General features: G+C 73.9%; 11 protein-coding genes and 1 riboswitch. Of the genes, 7 read left to right on the forward strand and 4 right to left on the reverse strand.

Features of this window, described 5'->3' with window-relative positions:
- Positions 1 to 3 precede the first annotated feature (3 nt).
- The 3 genes from cbiE to AC2RP6_RS10565 are packed head-to-tail and all read left to right on the forward strand — an operon-like array spanning position 4 to position 2,820.
- Positions 4 to 1,290 carry a precorrin-6y C5,15-methyltransferase (decarboxylating) subunit CbiE gene (gene cbiE, locus AC2RP6_RS10555; protein WP_486445994.1) on the forward strand — a complete coding sequence of 429 codons (1,287 nt, stop codon included), beginning with the start codon at positions 4 to 6 and terminating at the stop codon, positions 1,288 to 1,290.
- Positions 1,287 to 2,036, forward strand: coding sequence for a precorrin-4 C(11)-methyltransferase (cobM, locus tag AC2RP6_RS10560; RefSeq protein ID WP_486445995.1), 750 nt, complete (start codon positions 1,287 to 1,289; stop codon positions 2,034 to 2,036). Before cbiE ends, cobM begins: the two co-directional genes overlap by 4 nt.
- Complete coding sequence (locus AC2RP6_RS10565; protein ID WP_486445996.1) at positions 2,026 to 2,820, forward strand: cobalt-precorrin-6A reductase; 795 nt, start codon at positions 2,026 to 2,028, stop codon at positions 2,818 to 2,820. The genes cobM and AC2RP6_RS10565 overlap by 11 nt, the downstream gene beginning before the upstream one ends.
- A gap of 68 nt (positions 2,821 to 2,888) precedes the next feature.
- On the opposite strand, the gene AC2RP6_RS10570 is transcribed toward AC2RP6_RS10565, so the two are convergent.
- Genes AC2RP6_RS10570 through AC2RP6_RS10580 form a run of 3 tightly spaced genes read right to left on the reverse strand, consistent with a single transcriptional unit; the run spans position 2,889 to position 6,314 of the window.
- The gene (locus AC2RP6_RS10570) at positions 2,889 to 4,391 is read right to left on the reverse strand and encodes a precorrin-2 C(20)-methyltransferase (RefSeq protein ID WP_486445997.1); all 1,503 of its coding nucleotides are present in this window, start codon (positions 4,389 to 4,391) and stop codon (positions 2,889 to 2,891) included.
- A complete protein-coding gene (locus tag AC2RP6_RS10575; RefSeq protein ID WP_486445998.1) occupies positions 4,388 to 5,035 on the reverse strand; it encodes a precorrin-8X methylmutase in 648 nt (215 codons plus the stop codon). Before AC2RP6_RS10575 ends, AC2RP6_RS10570 begins: the two co-directional genes overlap by 4 nt.
- Before the next feature lie 4 nt (positions 5,036 to 5,039).
- Positions 5,040 to 6,314 (reverse strand): cobalamin biosynthesis protein CobG, encoded by a 1,275-nt coding sequence (locus AC2RP6_RS10580; protein WP_486450283.1) that lies wholly within the window; start codon positions 6,312 to 6,314, stop codon positions 5,040 to 5,042.
- 298 nt (positions 6,315 to 6,612) lie between these two features.
- Positions 6,613 to 6,731: riboswitch (cobalamin riboswitch) on the forward strand.
- 46 nt (positions 6,732 to 6,777) lie between these two features.
- Here AC2RP6_RS10580 and cobN point away from each other — a divergent pair.
- Entirely contained in the window at positions 6,778 to 10,395 is a 3,618-nt protein-coding gene (gene cobN / locus AC2RP6_RS10585; protein ID WP_486445999.1) for a cobaltochelatase subunit CobN, read from the forward strand.
- 211 nt (positions 10,396 to 10,606) lie between these two features.
- On the opposite strand, the gene AC2RP6_RS10590 is transcribed toward cobN, so the two are convergent.
- A complete protein-coding gene (locus tag AC2RP6_RS10590; protein ID WP_486446000.1) occupies positions 10,607 to 11,914 on the reverse strand; it encodes an immunity 49 family protein in 1,308 nt (435 codons plus the stop codon).
- A 197-nt stretch (positions 11,915 to 12,111) separates the two neighbouring features.
- Between AC2RP6_RS10590 and AC2RP6_RS10595 the strand changes: the two genes are divergently transcribed.
- The 3 genes from AC2RP6_RS10595 to AC2RP6_RS10605 all read left to right on the forward strand — a co-directional run bounded on the left by AC2RP6_RS10595 (position 12,112) and on the right by AC2RP6_RS10605 (position 17,688).
- The gene (locus tag AC2RP6_RS10595) at positions 12,112 to 14,127 is read left to right on the forward strand and encodes an ATP-binding cassette domain-containing protein (RefSeq protein ID WP_486446001.1); all 2,016 of its coding nucleotides are present in this window, start codon (positions 12,112 to 12,114) and stop codon (positions 14,125 to 14,127) included.
- 109 nt (positions 14,128 to 14,236) lie between these two features.
- Positions 14,237 to 16,453, forward strand: coding sequence for a terpene synthase family protein (locus tag AC2RP6_RS10600; RefSeq protein WP_486446002.1), 2,217 nt, complete (start codon positions 14,237 to 14,239; stop codon positions 16,451 to 16,453).
- A 149-nt stretch (positions 16,454 to 16,602) separates the two neighbouring features.
- Complete coding sequence (locus AC2RP6_RS10605) at positions 16,603 to 17,688, forward strand: IS630 family transposase (RefSeq protein ID WP_486445118.1); 1,086 nt, start codon at positions 16,603 to 16,605, stop codon at positions 17,686 to 17,688.
- The last annotated feature ends 160 nt before the right edge of the window (positions 17,689 to 17,848 follow it).

Below are 17,848 nucleotides of genomic sequence, written 5' to 3' on the forward strand. Positions count from 1 at the left end.
GCAGTGAGTCCCGCACCGCCCCCCATACCCGTGACGGTCGTCGGCCTCGGCGCCGACGGGTGGGCCGGGCTCACCGCCGCCGCGCGGTCGTCGCTGGCCTCGGCGGAGGTCCTGATCGGCGGGCCGCGCCAGCTGGCCCTGCTGCCCGCCGCCGAGTGCCCCGGGCAGCGGGTGGCGTGGCCGAGCCCGCTCCGTCCGGCCGTACCGAAGCTGACGGCCGAGCACGCCGGGCGCCGGATCGCGGTGCTGGCCAGCGGCGATCCGATGTTCTACGGGATCGGCCGCGCCCTCGCCGAAGAGCTCGGGCCCGGGTCCCTGCTGGTCCACCCGCACCCCTCGTCCGTCTCCTACGCCTGCGCCCGCCTGGGCTGGCCGGTGGAGGACACCGAGGTGGTCACCGTCGTGGGCCGCCCCGTGGCCCGGCTCGCCGCCGCGCTGTACGACGGGCGCCGGGTGCTCGTGCTCAGCGCGGGCGCCGCGTCACCGGCCGAGATCGCCGCTCTGCTCCGGGAGCGGGGCTTCGGCCCGAGCCGGATGCGGGTCCTGGAACAGCTCGGCTCCGAGCGCGAGGACGCGTACGAGGGCACGGCCGGCACCTGGGACCACCCGCCGGGCGACCCGCTGAACGTGGTGGCCGTGGACTGCCGCCGGGACCCGGCCCACGGCGCGCCGCGGCTGGGCGCGACCCCCGGCCTGCCGGACGCCGCCTTCGAGCACGACGGCCAGCTCACCAAGCGCCACGTCCGCGCCGCGACCCTGTGCGCGCTCGCCCCGGCCCCCGGCGAGCTGCTGTGGGACATCGGCGGCGGCTCCGGCTCCATCGGGATCGAGTGGATGCGCACGCACCCCTCCTGCCGGGCGGTGGCCGTGGAACGCGTCCCGGAGCGGGCCGAGCGGATCACCCGCAACGCGGCGGCCCTCGGCGTGCCCGGCCTGCGTGTGGTCGTCGGCGCCGCACCCGGGGCGCTGGCCGGGCTCCCGGCCCCGGACGCGGTGTTCATCGGCGGCGGGCTGACCGCGCCGGGCCTGCTGGACGCCGCGTGGGCCGCACTGGCCCCCGGCGGCCGGCTGGTGGTCAACACGGTCACGCTGGAGTCGGAGGCGGTCCTCACCGACCGCTACCGGCGGCACGGCGGCGACCTGGTGAAACTGGCCGTCGCGCACGCCGTGCCGGTCGGCGGTTTCACCGGCTGGCGGCAGGCCATGCCGGTCACCCAGTGGTCGGTGACGAAGCCGGCGGACCGGGACACGGACGCGGACACGCACCCCAAGGAGAAGGATCAGACATGACCGTGTACTTCATCGGTGCGGGCCCCGGCGCCGCCGACCTGATCACGGTGCGCGGTGCCCGGACCCTCGCCGCCGCCCCGGTCTGCCTGTACGCGGGCAGCCTCGTGCCGCGCGAGCTGCTCGCCGAGTGCCCGGCGGACGCCCGCCTCGTCGACACCTCGCAGCTGAACCTCGACGAGATCGTCGCCGAGTGCGTACGGGCCCACGCGGCGGGCCAGGACGTCGCGCGGCTGCACTCCGGCGACCCGTCGATCTTCAGCGCCGTCGCGGAGCAGATGCGGCGGCTGGACGCGGCCGGCATCCCCTACGAGGTCGTACCGGGCGTGCCGGCCTTCGCCGCCGCGGCGGCCGCCCTCAAGCGGGAGCTGACCGTCCCCACCGTCGGCCAGACCGTGATCCTCACCCGGATCGCCCAGCAGGCCACCCCGATGCCGCCCGGCGAGGACCTGGCCACGCTCGGGCGCAGCGGCGCGCTGCTCGTCCTGCACCTGGCCACCCGCTACGTCGACCGGGTCGTCGACGAGCTGCTGCCGCACTACGGGGCCGAGTGCCCGGTGGCGGTGGTGGCGATGGCCAGCCGCCCCGACGAGCTGATCCTGCGCGGCACCCTCACCGACATCGCCGAGCAGGTGAAGGCCCACGGCCTGGTGCGCACCGCGGTCATCGTGGTGGGCCGCACGCTCGGCGCGGAGCAGTTCCGCGACAGCCACCTGTACTCGCCCGAACGCGACCGGCATGTCTGCTGAACCGGCCTCCCTTCCGGCCCACCACGTCCTGGTCCTGGGCGGCACCACGGAGGCCCGGCGTCTCGCGGAGGCGCTGGCCGACGACCCCACCTGCCGCGTCACCACCTCGCTCGCGGGCCGGGTCACCTCGCCCGTGCTCCCGCCGGGCGACACCCGGATCGGCGGCTTCGGCGGGGTGGAGGGGCTCGCGGCGTGGATCACCGCCCAAGACGTCACCCGGGTCGTCGACGCCACCCATCCCTTCGCGGAGCGGATGAGCTTCAACGCGGCCGCGGCGCAGGCGCTCACCGGGGTCCCTCTGGTGGCGCTGCGACGGCCCGGCTGGACGCCGCGGCCGGGCGACGACTGGTCCTTCGTGGACTCCCTCGACGAGGCGGCCGGCCGACTGCCCGCGCTCGGCACGCGCGCGTTCCTGACCACGGGCCGGATGGGCCTGCACGCCTTCGCGGGCCTCACCGACACCTGGTTCCTGGTGCGTTCGGTGGACCCCCCTCGGGCGCCGGTGCCGCCCCGCCTCGAAGTCCTGCTCGCCCGGGGCCCGTTCACCCTGGACGACGAGCGGGAGCTGATCGCCCGGCACCGCATCGACGTCCTGGTGACGAAGGACAGCGGCGGCGCGGCCACCGCCCCCAAGCTCGCGGCGGCCCGGGAGGCGGGCATCCCGGTCCTCGTCGTACGCCGCCCGGCGGCCCCGGAGGGCGTGGCGCAGGCCGACTCGGTCGAAGCCGTCCTGGACTGGCTGGTCACGACCCCCGGCCCGGACCGGATCCCGGCCCCGGAGTAGGCCGAAGGCCCGGTGCGCGACGCGTCGCGCACCGGGCCTTCGCCACGGGGTTCCGCCCCCTCAGCCGGTCACGGGTAGCGGCGCGGCGTCCACGTGATCCGTGAGCCGTCGGCGCGCTCGGTGATCTGCGTCTGCGAGGAGCCGACCAGCAGGATCGTGCGCATGTCGACCTCGGACGGCTCCAGTTCGGCGAGCGTGACGATCCGCACCGACTGCTCCGGGCCGCCCACGTCCCGGGCGACGACCACCGGGGTCTGCGGCGGGCGCAGCTCCAGCAGCAGCTCGCGGGCCCGGGCCACCTGCCACGTCCGGCTGCGGGAGCCGGGGTTGTAGAGGGCGAGCACCAGGTCGGCGGTGGCGGCCGCGCGCAGCCGCTCCGCGATGACCTCCCAGGGCTTGAGCCGGTCGGACAGCGAGATCGTCGCGTAGTCGTGGCCGAGCGGGGCTCCGGCCGCGGCGGCCGCCGCGTTGGCCGCGGTCACCCCCGGCAGCACCCGTACGGGCACGTCCTTGTACTCCGCCTGCCCGGCGACCTCCAGCACGGCCGTGGCCATGGCGAAGACGCCCGGGTCGCCGCCGGAGACGACGGCCACCCGCTTGCCGCGGCGGGCCAGGTCCAGGGCGAACTCGGCGCGCTCCGACTCGACCTTGTTGTCGGACCCGTGCCGGACCTGCCCGGGCCTGACGGGCACCCGGTCCAGGTACGTCGTGTACCCGACCAGGACCTCGGCGTCGGCGAGGGCGCGCCGGGTCTGCGGGGTGAGCCACAGCGGGCCGGCCGGGCCGGTGCCGACGACGACGACCTCGCCGGGTCCGGAGGGCACGCTGCCCGGGTTGCCGATCCGGCTCGGCACCACGGCGACGGCGAAGTACGGCACGCTGTCGGCGTCGGTGTCGGCGAGGACGCCCGTGCGCTCGCCCTCCATCGTGGCGCGCTCGACGTAGCGGGCCTCGGCGAGCCGGCCGCTGTTCTCCATCGCGGCGCGCACGGCGGGGAAGGTCCGGCCGAGCTTCATCACGACCGCCGAGTCGGTGGCGGCGAGGCGCGCGGTCAGCTCCTCCTCCGGCAGCGTGCCGGGCAGGATGGTCAGGACCTCCTCGCCCTCCACGAGCGGGGTGCCGAGCCGGGCGGCGGCGGCGCTGACCGAGGTGACTCCGGGGACGACCTCGGTGTCGTAGCGGTCCGCGAGCCGCTTGTGCATGTGCATGTACGAGCTGTAGAAGAGGGGATCGCCCTCCGCGAGCACGGCGACGGTCCGGCCGGCGTCCAGATGCGCGGCCAGCCGGGCGGCGGCCTCCTCGTAGAACTCCTCCATCGCGCCCTGGTACCCGCCGGGGTGGTCCGTGGTCTCGGTGGTGACCGGGTAGACCAGCGGCTCCTCGACGTGGGTGTCGCGCAGGTGCTTCGCGGCGATCGAGCGGGCGATGGACCGGCCGTGGCGGGCACTGTGGTAGGCGACGACGTCGGCCTCGCCGATCACCTCGACGGCCCGCAGGGTCATCAGGTTCGGGTCGCCGGGGCCGAGCCCGACCCCGTAGAGGCGGCCCTTGGGCTGCAGGTCCTCGCTCATTCGGCCACGCTCGCGATGGCGTTGAGGGCGGCCGCGGCGATGGCGCTGCCGCCGCGGCGGCCGCGGACGACGAGGTGGTCGAGGCCGGAAGGGTGGGCGGCGAGGGCGTCCTTGGACTCGGCGGCGCCGATGAAGCCGACGGGCACTCCGATGACGGCGGCCGGGCGCGGGGCGCCCTCCTCGATCATCTCCAGCAGCCGGAACAGCGCGGTCGGCGCGTTGCCGACGGCGACCACGGAACCCTCCAACAGGCCCCGGTCGCGCCACACTTCGAGGGCGGCGGCGCTGCGCGTGGTACCCATCTTCGCGGCGAGGTCCGGGACCGCCGGGTCGGAGAGCGTGCAGATCACGTCGTTGTCGGCGGGCAGCCGCTTGCGGGTGACGCCGCTGGCGACCATCTGGACGTCGCACAGGATCGGCGCGCCCGCCTCCAGTGCGGCGCGGGCCCGCAGCACCACCTCGGGGGTGTACCCCAGGGTCTGCGGGAGGTCGGTCATCCCGCAGGCGTGAATCATGCGCACCGCGACCTGGGCGACCGAGGCGGGCAGCCCGGAGAGGTCCGCCTCGGCGCGGATCGTGGCAAAGGACTGGCGGTAGATCGCGGCGCCGTCCTTCTCGTACTCAAACACGGTGTACTCGCTCATTTCTTCACTGCGTCTTCGGACTCTGGGGTGGTGGGGTGTTCTCGCGCGCGGCCGTGAGGGCGGCCGCCAGGTCTGGCCGGGGCGGCAGGGTGCGCCCGTGCACGGAGAGGCGGTAGCCGTCCGCGGTGGCGAGGGCGTCCACCCACTGCGTGCCGCGCGGGTGGCCGCACCGGCGCTCGCAGCCGGACCAGTGCACGGGCAGGGGACCCCGCGCCCGGTCCACCACGGCGCGCGCGTCGGCGCGCACGTCGGCGAGGGACTTCGCGCAACCAGGGCGCCCCGTACAGGCGGTGACGGACCGCCAGGCACTGTCCGGGGAGACGGCCAGGCCCGCCTCCTCCAGGGGGGCGGGGTCCGGGGCGCGGTCCGGGGCGCCGGGCACGACGACGGTGCGCCACGGGGTGATCCGCAGCCCGTCGCCGCGCTCGGCCGCCCGTACGAGGACCCGCCACTGGCTGGTGCTCAGCCGGCCGAACGGGGGCAGTACGCAGAGGGGTTCGTGCGGGCCGGGCGGGGGCGGGGCGCAGTAGGGCCACTCGACGGCGGGCACGTGCACCGCGCCGATGCCGGCGGCGGCCAGCCGGGCCGCGAACTCGGCGTCGTCGAGGGCGTGTTCGGCGGGGAGTTCGGCGACCCGCCAGGCACGGGTACCGGCCGCGTCGACGGCGTCGAGGAAGTACTCGGCGGCGAGCAGCGCGGCCCGCGGGGCGTCCCGTTCGGCGACGGCCACGGCGCCGGGGGCGGCCCCGAGGCGCACCAGGGCCCGTCCGCCGGGCCGCCCGAGCACCGTGACGTCGGGCTCCAGGGCGGCCACGTCGCCGCGGCCGTCGTCGAGGGCGAAGAGGAAGCGGCCGGACAGGGCGGTGACCCGGGTGTTCGCGCACAGCAACCGGTCCAGCTCGCGCACCCCGGGCAGCACGTCCTGCGAGGTCGGGGTGGCCACGATGTTGCGTACGCGCTCGTGGGTGGGCGCGGGCAGCAGCCCGGCGGCGTCGAGCAGCTCCGCGAGGCCGGTGCCGCAGCCGCCGGCGAGGCCGCGCAGCTGGACGTTGCCGCGGGAGGTCAGTTCCAGGTGTCCGTCGCCGAAGCGGTCGGCGGCCGCCGCGAGGAGCGAGGCCTGGTGCGCGGTCAGCGCCCCGCCGGGGATCCGGACGCGCGCGAGGTACCCGTCGTCCGCCGCGTGCAGCCGGAGCGCGCCGGGGCAGGCGTCACCGCGGTCCCGTATGACGGGTTCGTCCCGCGGTACGGCGGAGGGGGGCTGGGGCATGGCGGCGAGCATACCCACGATTCCCCTCCCCGGAACTGTGTCCGCCGCCACCCCCGGTCCAAGGTCGCCCTCCGCCTACCAGCACGCCCTTCCGCCGACGCACCCGCACCCTTCCAGCCCCGCCGGCGTTGGGGCGGGGGGGTCCGGGGGCAGAGCCCCCGCAACGGTGCCGCACCGGTACACCGCACCCGCACCACCCGGCGGAGCCCACCGCACCGACACGGCCACCCCGCCCCACCCGGCGGAGCCACCCGCCACCCCCACTCCCGACCACCGCGAACGCCACCTAGGATGACCACCGGCGGCCCGCACGGTCCGCCGTCGCCGAGGACGGCGACATGGGAGGAAGCCCGGTGCGATTCCGGCGCGGTCCCGCCACTGTGAACCCGGCACGGCCACACGGCCGGGTGAGTCAGGAACTCCCGCTGTCCTCACTGCCCGGGGCGCGGAAACCCCGAGGAAGGCCTGCCGCCGCATGATCCTGCTGCTGTCGACGTCCGACACCGATCTGCTCAGCGCTCGCGCAGCGAACACGGCGGACGGCCCCGTCCCGTACCGGTTCGCCAACCCCTCCCGCCTCCCCCTCGACGACCTGCCCGGCCTCCTCGACGGGGCCGACCTGGTCGTCGTACGCCTCCTCGGCGGCCTGCGCGCCTGGCAGGACGGCCTGGACCTGCTGCTGGCCCCCGGCCAGACCCGCCCGGTCGTCGTCCTGACCGGCGAACAGGCCCCGGACGCCCAGCTGATGGAGGCCTCCACGGTCCCGATCGGCATCGCGGCCGAGGCGCACGCCTACCTCGCGCACGGCGGCCCGGCCAACCTCGAACAGCTGGCCCGCTTCCTCTCCGACACCGTGCTGCTCACCGGCCACGGCTTCGAGCCGCCCGCCGCCGCCCCCACCTGGGGCCCCCTGGAGCGCACCGCGCAGCGGACCGAAGGTCCCGAGGTCGCCGTGCTGTACTACCGCGCCCACCAGATGAGCGGCAACACCGGTTTCGTGCACGCCCTCTGCGAGGCCATCGAGGCCCACGGTGCCCGGCCGGTCCCCCTCTTCGTCTCCTCCCTGCGCAGCCCGGAGCCGGCGCTCGTCGAGGCCCTCGGGTCCGCGGACGCGGTCGTCACCACCGTCCTCGCGGCGGGCGGCACCAAGCCCGCCACCGCCCAGGCGGGCGGGGACGACGAGTCGTGGGACGCGGGCGCGCTCGCCGCGCTCGGCGTGCCGATTCTGCAGGCCCTGTGCCTGACCGGCTCCCGCACCGCGTGGGAGGAGAACGACGAGGGCCTCTCGCCGCTGGACGCCGCGACGCAGGTCGCCGTGCCCGAGTTCGACGGCCGCCTGATCACGGTCCCGTTCTCCTTCAAGGAGCTCGACGAGGACGGCCTGCCCGCCTACGTGGCCGACCCCGAGCGGGCCGCCCGGGTCGCGGGCATCGCCGTACGGCACGCCCGGCTGCGCCACATCGAGCGCCGCGACAAGAAGATCGCCCTCGTCCTCTCGGCGTACCCGACCAAGCACTCCCGCATCGGCAACGCGGTCGGCCTGGACACCCCGGCCAGCGCGGTGGAGCTGCTGCGCACGCTGATCGCCGAGGGCTACGACTTCGGCCCGGTCCCCGAGATCCCCGGCCTGGTCTCCGGCGACGGCGACGAACTGATCCGCGCCCTGATCGAGGCCGGCGGCCACGACCAGGACTGGCTCACCGAGGAGCAGCTGGCCCGCAACCCGGTCCGCATCCCGGCCGCCGACTACAAGCGCTGGTTCGCCGAACTCCCGGCCGAGCTGCGCGAGAGCGTCGAGGAGCACTGGGGCGAGGCACCGGGCAGCATGTTCGTGGACCGTTCCGCGAACCCGGAGGGCGACATCGTCCTCGCGGCCCTGCGCCGCGGGAACCTGCTGGTCCTCATCCAGCCGCCGCGCGGCTTCGGCGAGAACCCGATCGCGATCTACCACGACCCCGACCTGCCGCCGTCGCACCACTACCTGGCGGCGTACCGGTGGATCCAGGCGCGCGCGGAGGACGGCGGCTTCGGCGCCGACGCGATGATCCACCTGGGCAAGCACGGCAACCTGGAGTGGCTGCCCGGCAAGAACGCGGGCCTGTCCGCGGCCTGCGCCCCGGACGCCGCCCTCGGTGACCTGCCGCTCGTCTACCCCTTCCTGGTCAACGACCCGGGCGAGGGCACCCAGGCCAAGCGCCGCGTGCACGCCACCCTCGTCGACCACCTGGTGCCGCCGATGGCGCGCGCGGAGTCGTACGGCGACATCGCGCGGCTGGAGCAGCACCTGGACGAGTACGCCCAGATCTCCGCGATGGACCCGGCGAAGCTGCCGGCCATCCGCGCGCAGATCTGGACCCTGATCCAGGCGGCGAAGCTCGACCACGACCTGGGTCTGGAGGAGCGCCCCGACGACGACGGCTTCGACGACTTCCTGCTGCACGTCGACGGCTGGCTGTGCGAGGTCAAGGACGCCCAGATCCGCGACGGCCTGCACGTCCTCGGCGGCGCGCCGACCGGCGAGGCCCGCGTCAACCTGGTCCTCGCGATCCTGCGCGCCCGGCAGATCTGGGGCGGCAGCGCGGCCCTCCCGGGGCTGCGCGAGGCGCTCGGCCTGGACGAGTCCGCGGCCACCCGCACCTCCGCGGACGCCGTCGAGGAGACGGCGCGCGCCCTGGTGCAGGCGATGGAGGACGCGGACTGGGACCCCGCCGCGGTGCCCGCGGTCGCCGCGGACCACACCCCGGAGGTGGCGGCCGTCCTGACCTTCGCCGCGACCGAGGTCGTGCCGCGCCTGGCGGGCACCACGGACGAGATCGCCCACGTCGTCGCGGCCCTGGACGGCCGGTTCGTCCCGGCCGGCCCCTCGGGGTCACCGCTGCGCGGCCTGGTCAACGTCCTGCCGACGGGCCGCAACTTCTACTCGGTCGACCCCAAGGCCGTCCCGTCCCGCCTCGCGTGGGAGACGGGCCAGGCCCTGGCCGACTCGCTGCTGACCCGCTACCGCACCGACAACGGCGAGTGGCCCGCCTCGGTCGGTCTGTCCCTGTGGGGCACGAGCGCGATGCGCACGGCGGGCGACGACGTCGCCGAGGTCCTCGCGCTGCTCGGCGTCCGCCCGGTGTGGGACGAGGCCTCGCGCCGCGTGACCGGCCTGGAGCCGATCCCGCTCGTGGAGCTGGGCCGGCCCCGCATCGACGTGACGTTGCGCATCTCGGGCTTCTTCCGCGACGCGTTCCCGCACGTGATCGGCCTGCTGGACGACGCGGTGCGGCTCGCCGCCTCACTGGACGAGCCGGAGTCCGAGAACTACGTCCGCGCGCACGCCCGGGCGGACCTGGCCCTGCACGGGGACGAGCGCCGCGCGACGACCCGTATCTTCGGCTCGCGCCCGGGCACGTACGGGGCGGGCATCCTCCAGCTGATCGACTCCCGCGACTGGCGCACGGACGCCGACCTCGCGGAGGTCTACACGGTGTGGGGCGGCTACGCCTACGGCCGCGGCCTCGAAGGGCGCCCCGCCCGGGAGGAGATGGAGACCGCCTACAAGCGGATCACGGTCGCGGCGAAGAACACGGACACCCGCGAGCACGACATCGCGGACTCGGACGACTACTTCCAGTACCACGGCGGCATGGTGGCCACGGTCCGCGCGCTGCGGGGCACGGCTCCGGAGGCGTACATCGGCGACTCCACCCGCCCGGAGACGGTCAGGACCCGCACCCTGGTCGAGGAGACCTCGCGCGTCTTCCGCGCCCGCGTCGTGAACCCGAAGTGGATCGAGGCGATGCGCCGCCACGGCTACAAGGGTGCCTTCGAGCTCGCGGCCACGGTGGACTACCTGTTCGGCTACGACGCCACGACGGGCGTGGTCGCCGACTGGATGTACGACAAGCTGACCGAGACGTACGTCCTGGACCCGGTCAACCGCGCCTTCCTGGAGGAGGCCAACCCGTGGGCCCTGCACGGCATCGCGGAGCGCCTCCTGGAGGCGGAGTCGCGCGGCATGTGGGAGAAGCCGGACGCGCAGGTCCTCGAAGCCCTGCGTCAGGTGTACCTGGACACCGAGGGCAATCTGGAGGGTGAGGCGGAGTAGCCCGCCGGCCGCCCCCTTACGCGACGAAGGCCGTCCCCCGCACCCCTCAGCGGGTGGGGAGGACGGCCTTCCCGCCGCCGGATCCGCGTACCCCGAGTACGCGCACCGCCGGCCGGCCACGCCTCGACCGTCCGGGAACGTCGGCACCGCCTACGCGGGCAAACCTAACCCAGTCGGACAATCATTCCGCGCTGCGGCGCGCCGCCGGCGCTCAGGAGATGTGCTCGACCCTCTTGCCGTCGACGAGGTACCGGGGCAGGTGCGGCAGCCCCTCCGGGTCGATCGGGAAGCCCTGGTCGTGGGCGAGGCAGGCCATGGCGAGCACGCCGAGCGCCACCCGGGCGCGCGGTGCCCCGGAATCCCCCCAGTGGCCGCCGTGTTCGGCGAGGACCTCGGTGAGCGCTTCCCGGAAGGCCTCGGGGTCCTGGGTGAAGAGACGGTGGAAGAGTGCGACCGGCGGGAAGTCGACACGGTTGACGAAGTCCTCCGGCGCGTGCGTCAGCTGCTCGGGCACGGACGCCCGGATGGCGGCGAGCAGCTTCTCCACGACCGCGTCGCCCGGGCCCCCGGAGAGGTAGGTCCGCAGGGTGTCGGTCCAGTGCAGGACGTAGGGGTCGACGGCGTCGTCCTGCCGCAGCGTCTCCAGCGGGACGCGGCACAGCCGGGCCACCCGGTCGTGCGCGCGGCAGGCGAGCGCGAGGTGGACGGCGTCGGACCAGGCGCGGGCGTCCGCGGGCGGGGCCGCGGGCACGGCGGGCAACCGGAGGCCGTTCTGCTCGCCCAGGTACCACTGCTCGGACTCGGATCCGGCGAACAGCGCGGAGCCGAGCCGCACGGCCGTCTCCCACGCGTCCCACGTGTCGAGCTCGGACACGACGGGATCGGCGACGCAGCGGACGTGGGCCAGCGCCGGCGCCGAGGCGAAGGCGTCACCGAGCCCCGCCGGATCCTCCGCGAGCCGCGCCACGGACTCGAGGGTCGTACGGGTCAGTTCGGCCGGATCCGGGGCGGACCGGTCCCCGACGATCCGGCCGGCACGGTCGAGCCGGACCAGCCCCTTCATCAGGCCGAGCAACTCCGGCGGCGGCTGCAGCGACAGCGTGCGCGCGTCCTCGTCGAGCACCGTGAGCGAGGTCAGGGCACCCCGGTGCCACCAGTACACCCGCGGCGACAGGGCCCCGGGCCCGTCCTCGTGGGCGCCCAGGGCGTACATGGCCAGGTCGTTCAGGGCGTCCACCACCGAGCCGTCGGCCATCGGGTGGAAGGCCGGCACGTGCCGGGTCGGGACGACGACGAGCGCGCCGGCGGACGGCAGCGACGCACCGGTCACCTCCCGTGCCGGCTCCCCGAGGTACAGCGTCTTGGAGGCCACGAAGTGCGAGGCGCCGTGGACGGAGTGCAGCGTGGCGCGCCCCTCCGGGGATCCGGTGCCCGGCGTGCGCTCCGGCGGCCGGTCCGTGCGGTGCGGCGCAATCCCTCGGAAGGGGGGCGCGACACCTCCGGGTGGTTCGAACGCCACGATGACCGTGCCGTGCCTGGGGTCCGGGCGGGGGCCGCAAGTGTGTGCGGGCGTTCGTTCTCCACGAGCCGTGACGCCGCTCTGAGCAGCCACGTTCTTCCGGCGTCAGTTCGCAGCCGCAGCGCCTCGGGAGGAATCTTGCGATCCGTGCACGTTCATGTGGTGTTCGACCCGGCACCGGGCGGGGGTGGCCGCGCATGAGGCTCCTCAAGCGGCCCGCGGCCCTCCAGCCGGCCGTCTCGGCCAGCGAGCGGCGGCTCTTCGGCGGGCCCCTGCGCTACGACGCCGGCTGGTCCAACCACGACTACGCCCGCCTCGAAGGGCGGCTGCTGACCACCCTGCGCTCCATGCCCCGCATGGTCGCCGGGACCCTGCGCCTGGCCTGGGACACCGACCGGCCGGCCCTGCTCACCGTCGCCGCCGCCGAGGCCGGACAGGGCATCACCTCCGCCGTCGGGCTGCTCGTCCTGAGCGAAGTGCTCCGTACCCTGCTCGGCGCGGGCAGTCCCACCGAGCGGCTGCACGCCGCGATGCCCGCCCTGGCCGCGGGCGCGCTGGTCGCCGTACTGGGCGCGGTGCTGGCCTCCCGGTCCACGGCCGCCGCCGGACGGCTGGAGCCGAAGATCGAACGGGCCGCGCACGAGCAGTACTTGAAGGCCGCCGTCGGGGTCGAGCTCGAAGCCATCGAGGACGGGGAGTTCCGGCGGCTGCTGGACAGCGCCCAGTGGGGGCCGCCCTCGGCCCGCCGTACCGTCGGCGCCTGCGTGGCCACCCTCGGTGGGATCATCTCCCTCGTCGCCACCGCCGGTGTGCTGACCGTGCTGCACCCGCTGCTGCTGCCGATGCTGCTGCTGATCGCCGCCCCGCGCGGATGGGGCGCGATGCGCGTGGCGCAGCGCCGCTACCTGTCCGTCATCACCTGGGTCGAGCACGTACGGGCCGCCCGTCTGATCGGCCAGCTGCTGATCTCGCGTACGTCGGCCCCCGAGGTGCGGGTGCACGGCGTCGGCCGCTACCTGCTGGGCCACTACCGCAACATGGCCGAGGTCGCCGAGACCGAGGCCACCCGCCTCGCCAGGGACAAGGCCGCCACCGAGCTGCTCGCCGCCGCGCTCTCCGGAGCGGCCGCGCTGGTCACGTACGGGGCGATGGTCGCGCTGATCGTCACCGGCCGGATGGACCTCGCCGTGGCCGGTACCGCCGTGATCGCGGTGCGCACCGGGTCGGCGAGCCTGGGGGCGCTGGTGGCCACCACCAACACCCTGCACGAGGAGTCCCTCTACGTACGGGACCTGGAACGGTTCGTCGCCGAGGCCGGGCGGCGGGCCATCCCGGCCGGCGGGCTGCCGCTGCCGGACCGGCTGGGAACGCTGCGGCTGGAGGACGTCCGCTTCAGCTACCCCGACCGGGACGAACCCGCGCTCGACGGGGTCTCGCTCACCATCGGCACGGGCACGGTCGTCGCGCTGGTCGGCGAGAACGGCTCCGGCAAGAGCACCCTCGTCAAACTGCTCGCCGGGCTGCACCTGCCCGACTCCGGGTCGCTGACCTGGGACGGGGTCGACGTACGGGACGCCGACCGGGAGCAGGTCTTCGACCGGGTGGCGCTCCTCACCCAGGACTTCGAACGGTGGCCGGTGACGGCCCGGACCAACATCGCCATCGGCCGGCCGGGGGCGGACGGCTCCGAGGAGGCGGTGGAGCGGGCGGCGGACGTGGTCGCGGCGGCCCGGTACGCGGGGGCCGACCGTGTGGTGGAGAAGCTCCCGAGCGGCTACGAGACCCTGCTGGCCCGCGTGTTCCGGGGTGCGTCGGAGCTGTCCGGGGGGCAGTGGCAGAAGTTCGGACTGGCCCGGACGCGCTACCGGGACGCCCGCGTCGTCGTCGTCGACGAACCCACCTCCGCGCTGGACCCGGAGGCGGAGATCGCCGCCTTCGACAGCATCCGGGGGCTCGCCGGGTCGCAGCGCGCCGTCGTCCTCGTCACGCACCGGATGTCCGGCGTGCGGTTCGCCGACGTCATCTACGTGCTGCACGAGGGGCGCCTCGTCGAACAGGGCGGCCACGAGGAGCTGATGGCGCTGGACGGCCGGTACGCGTCGATGTTCCGGATGCAGGCGGAGCAGTTCGCCGGGCACCCCCGTCCCGGGAGGTCCGGTGCCACCGTCCCCCGGCAGGCCGGCGCCTCACCGACCGACACGTCCGTCACCTGATGCGGTGAACTCCCCCTTATCCCGCTGACACCACGGGCAGGGCTTTGCTGATCTCTTGCGGGGGCCGGGCCACCGGCTCCCGCACCTTTGACGAAGGGCCCACGCCGCCGTGACGCAGCCGTTCCAACTGCCGGACTTCTACGTGCCGTACCCGGCGCGACTGAACCCCCATCTGGAGGAGGCGAGGACCCACACGAAGCAATGGGCGCGCGACTTCGCGATGCTGGAGGGTTCCGGCGTCTGGGAGGAGAGCGACCTCGACTCGCACGACTACGCGCTGCTCTGCTCGTACACCCATCCCGACTGTGACGCCGAGGCGTTGTCGCTGGTCACCGACTGGTACGTGTGGGTGTTCTTCTTCGACGACCACTTCCTGGAGACCTTCAAGCGCTCCCAGGACCGGGCCGGCGCCAAGGCCTACCTCGACCGGCTGGCCGCCTTCATGCCGATGGACCTGGCCGACGGCTTCCCCGAACCCACCAACCCGGTGGAGGCCGGCCTCGCCGACCTGTGGCGGCGAACCGTTCCCTCGATGTCCGCGGACTGGCGCGAACGGTTCTCCTTGTCCACGAAGAACCTCCTCGACGAATCGATGTGGGAACTCGCCAACATCGACATCGGGCGGGTGGCCAACCCCCTCGAATACATCGAGATGCGCCGCAAGGTGGGCGGGGCGCCCTGGTCGGCGGGCCTGGTCGAATACGTCGCCGCCGAGGTCCCGGCGCGCGTCGCGCACGCGCGCCCGCTCGGTGTGCTGCGGGACGCCTTCTCGGACGCGGTCCACATCAGGAACGACCTCTTCTCCTATCAGCGGGAGGTCACCGACGAGGGCGAACTGTCCAACGCCGTCCTGGTCCTGGAGACCTTCCTCGGCTGCACCACGCAGGAGGCCGCGGAGATCGCGGGCGACCTGCTGACCTCACGCCTGCAGCAGTTCGAGCAGACCGCCCTGTCCGAACTTCCTCAGTTCTTCGCCGACTTCGCACTCGAACCGGCCGAGATCGCGGCCGTCCTGGCCTACACCAAGGGCCTCCAGGACTGGCAGTCCGGCGGCCACGAATGGCACATGGTCTCCAGTCGCTACATGAACAAGGAGGCCCGGGCGAGCGCCCCGCTCACCCTCCCCTTCATGCCGAGCGGGCCGGGCACCAGCGCCCTCGACCTCCGGTCGGTGTTCAACCGGCGCTCGATGGAACTGCGCCGCCGCTCCTTCACGCACGTCCCCTTCGAACGCACCGGGCCCTCCGTGATCCCGGAGATCTACATGCCCCACCCGCTCTCCCTGAGCCCCCACCTGGCGCACGCACGCGAGGAGTCGGTCGCCTGGGCCCGCCGGACGGGCCTGCTGGATCCGCAACCGGGCGATCCCGGTTCCACCGTCTGGACCGAGGAGAAGCTGCGCGGCTACGACTTCGCGCTCTGCTCGGCCGGACTCGATCCGGACGCCACGCCCGACGAACTGGCTCTCAACGCCTGCTGGCTGACCTGGGGCACGTACGGAGACGACTACTACCCGGTGGCCTTCGCGCGGTCAGGGGACCTGGCCGGGGCCAAGGCGGCCACGGCCCGACTGATCGCCCTGCTCTGCGTCGACCACACCGCGCAGCCGCAGCCGGCGACCGCGCTGGAACGCGGGCTCGCCGACCTGTGGGTGCGCACGAGCGCCACCATGCCGGCGGAGCAGCGCGCCGAGTTCCGGGCGACGGTGGTGGAGATGCTGGAGAGCTGGGTCTGGGAGGTGGACAACGCCGTCCACCACCGCATCCCGGACCCGGTCGACTACGCCGAGATGCGGCGGCGCACCTTCGGCAGCCACTTGACCATGTACCTGTGCCGGCTCGGGCACCGGGGGCGGGGCATCCCCGAAGAGATCTACGCCTCGGGAACCATCCGCTCGCTGGAGAACGCGGTCGCCGACGCGGCCTGCCTGATCAACGACGTCTACTCCTACCAGAAGGAGGTGGAGTTCGAGGGTGAGGTCCACAACCACGTCCTGGTCACCCGGAACTTCTTCGACATCGGCTACCCGGAGGCCCTGCACATCTGCCACGCGCTGATGACGCAGCGCACCGAGGAGTTCGAGCACATCGTGGCGAACCAGCTGCCGCTGCTCTACGACGACTGGAAACTCGACGCGGAGGCCCGGGACGCCATGGACACCTATGTGCAGGAGCTGCGGGACTGGCACGCGGGCGTCCTCAACTGGCATGCGCAGTGCCGTCGTTACCGGCCCGAGGACCTGACCCGGCCCGACGGCGGCCTGGCCGCCGCGGTCCTCGGCCCCGGTTTCGGCATGGCGGCCGCCCGGCTGTCCCGGCCGGCGTGAGCCGGGTGGCGGTGGGGGCGGCCGCCCCGCCCCCACCGCCACCCCTAGTGATCTGGTCGTGAGTTGATTCGGCACCACGTGAGTCGCTTTGCGTACCAATTCGCGGGTTTGGCTGACGGGCGCTGGCCGGCTTCGGTGTGCTGTGGGTTGTGGGTGACAGCAGGCTGGAGCCGCTGGTCCTCAGTGAGGCCGAGCGGCAGGTGTTGAGCAACTGGGTCAAGCGCCGGGCGACCGCGCAGGGTCTGGCCCTGCGGGCGAGGATCGTGCTGGCGTGCGCGGAGGGTGGGCCGAACCTGGCGGTGGCCGCCCGGCTGGGAGTGAACCGCGGCACCGTGGCGAAGTGGCGGGCCCGGTTCCTGCGAGACCGGCTCGATGGACTCGCGGACGAACCGCGGCCCGGGGTCCCGCGGACCATCACCGACGCCCAGGTGGAAGAGGTGGTGGTCCGCACCCTGGAGGAAACCCCTCCTGGCGGGACGCACTGGTCCAAGCGGGAACTGGCCAAGGCCGTGGGCATCTCGCCAGCCAGTGTGCTGCGGATCTGGCATGCCTTCGGCCTCCAGCCGTGGCGGACCGAGACCTTCAAGATCTCCCCGGACCCGTTCTTGATCGAGAAGATCCGCGACGTCGTCGGCCTGTATCTCGCTCCGCCGGCGAACGCGGTGGTCTTCGCGGTGGACGAGAAACCGCAGATCCAGGCCCTTCAGCGGACCGCGCCGGTGCTGCCCATGATCCCGGGGGTGCCCGAGCGGCGCAGTTTCGACTACGTCCGGCACGGCACCGTCGACCTGTTCGCCGCCCTGAACACCGCGACGGGCAAAGTGATCACGAAACTGTCCGCGCAGCACCGGGCAGTGGACTTCCGGGACTTCCTCGACGAGATCGACCGCCAGACCGACAAGGGCCTGGCGGTCCACGTGATCTGCGACAATCTCTCCGCCCACAAGGCGCCGGTGGTGCACAGGTGGCTTCTGGCGCACCCCCGGTTCCAGCTCCACTTCACCCCCACGTACTCGTCGTGGATCAACCAGGTCGAGCGGTGGTTCGCCGAGCTGGAACGGCGCTGCCTGGAGCGCGGAGTGTTCTGCTCACTCGACGACCTCAAAACCGCACTCGAAGGCTGGATCAAGGTCTGGAACGACGACGCCCGGCCCTTCAAGTGGACCAAGACCGCCGACCAGATACTCGACCGGATCTGCCGCTACTGCTCACGCATCTCCGAACCAGATCACTAGGCCCTGTCGTCAAAGTTGCACCTGGCCCGCGGCGCCCGGCACCGCACCTCGCCGCGTTGTCGGGGCGCCCACGTACGTCCAGCACTCGGGCGCCCCTCCGCCTTGCGATGCACGGCACCGGACACCGCGGGCCTGACCGGCGCCACTTTGACGACAGGAC

The sequence above is a fragment of the Streptomyces sp. WAC03905 genome (assembly GCF_057371075.1).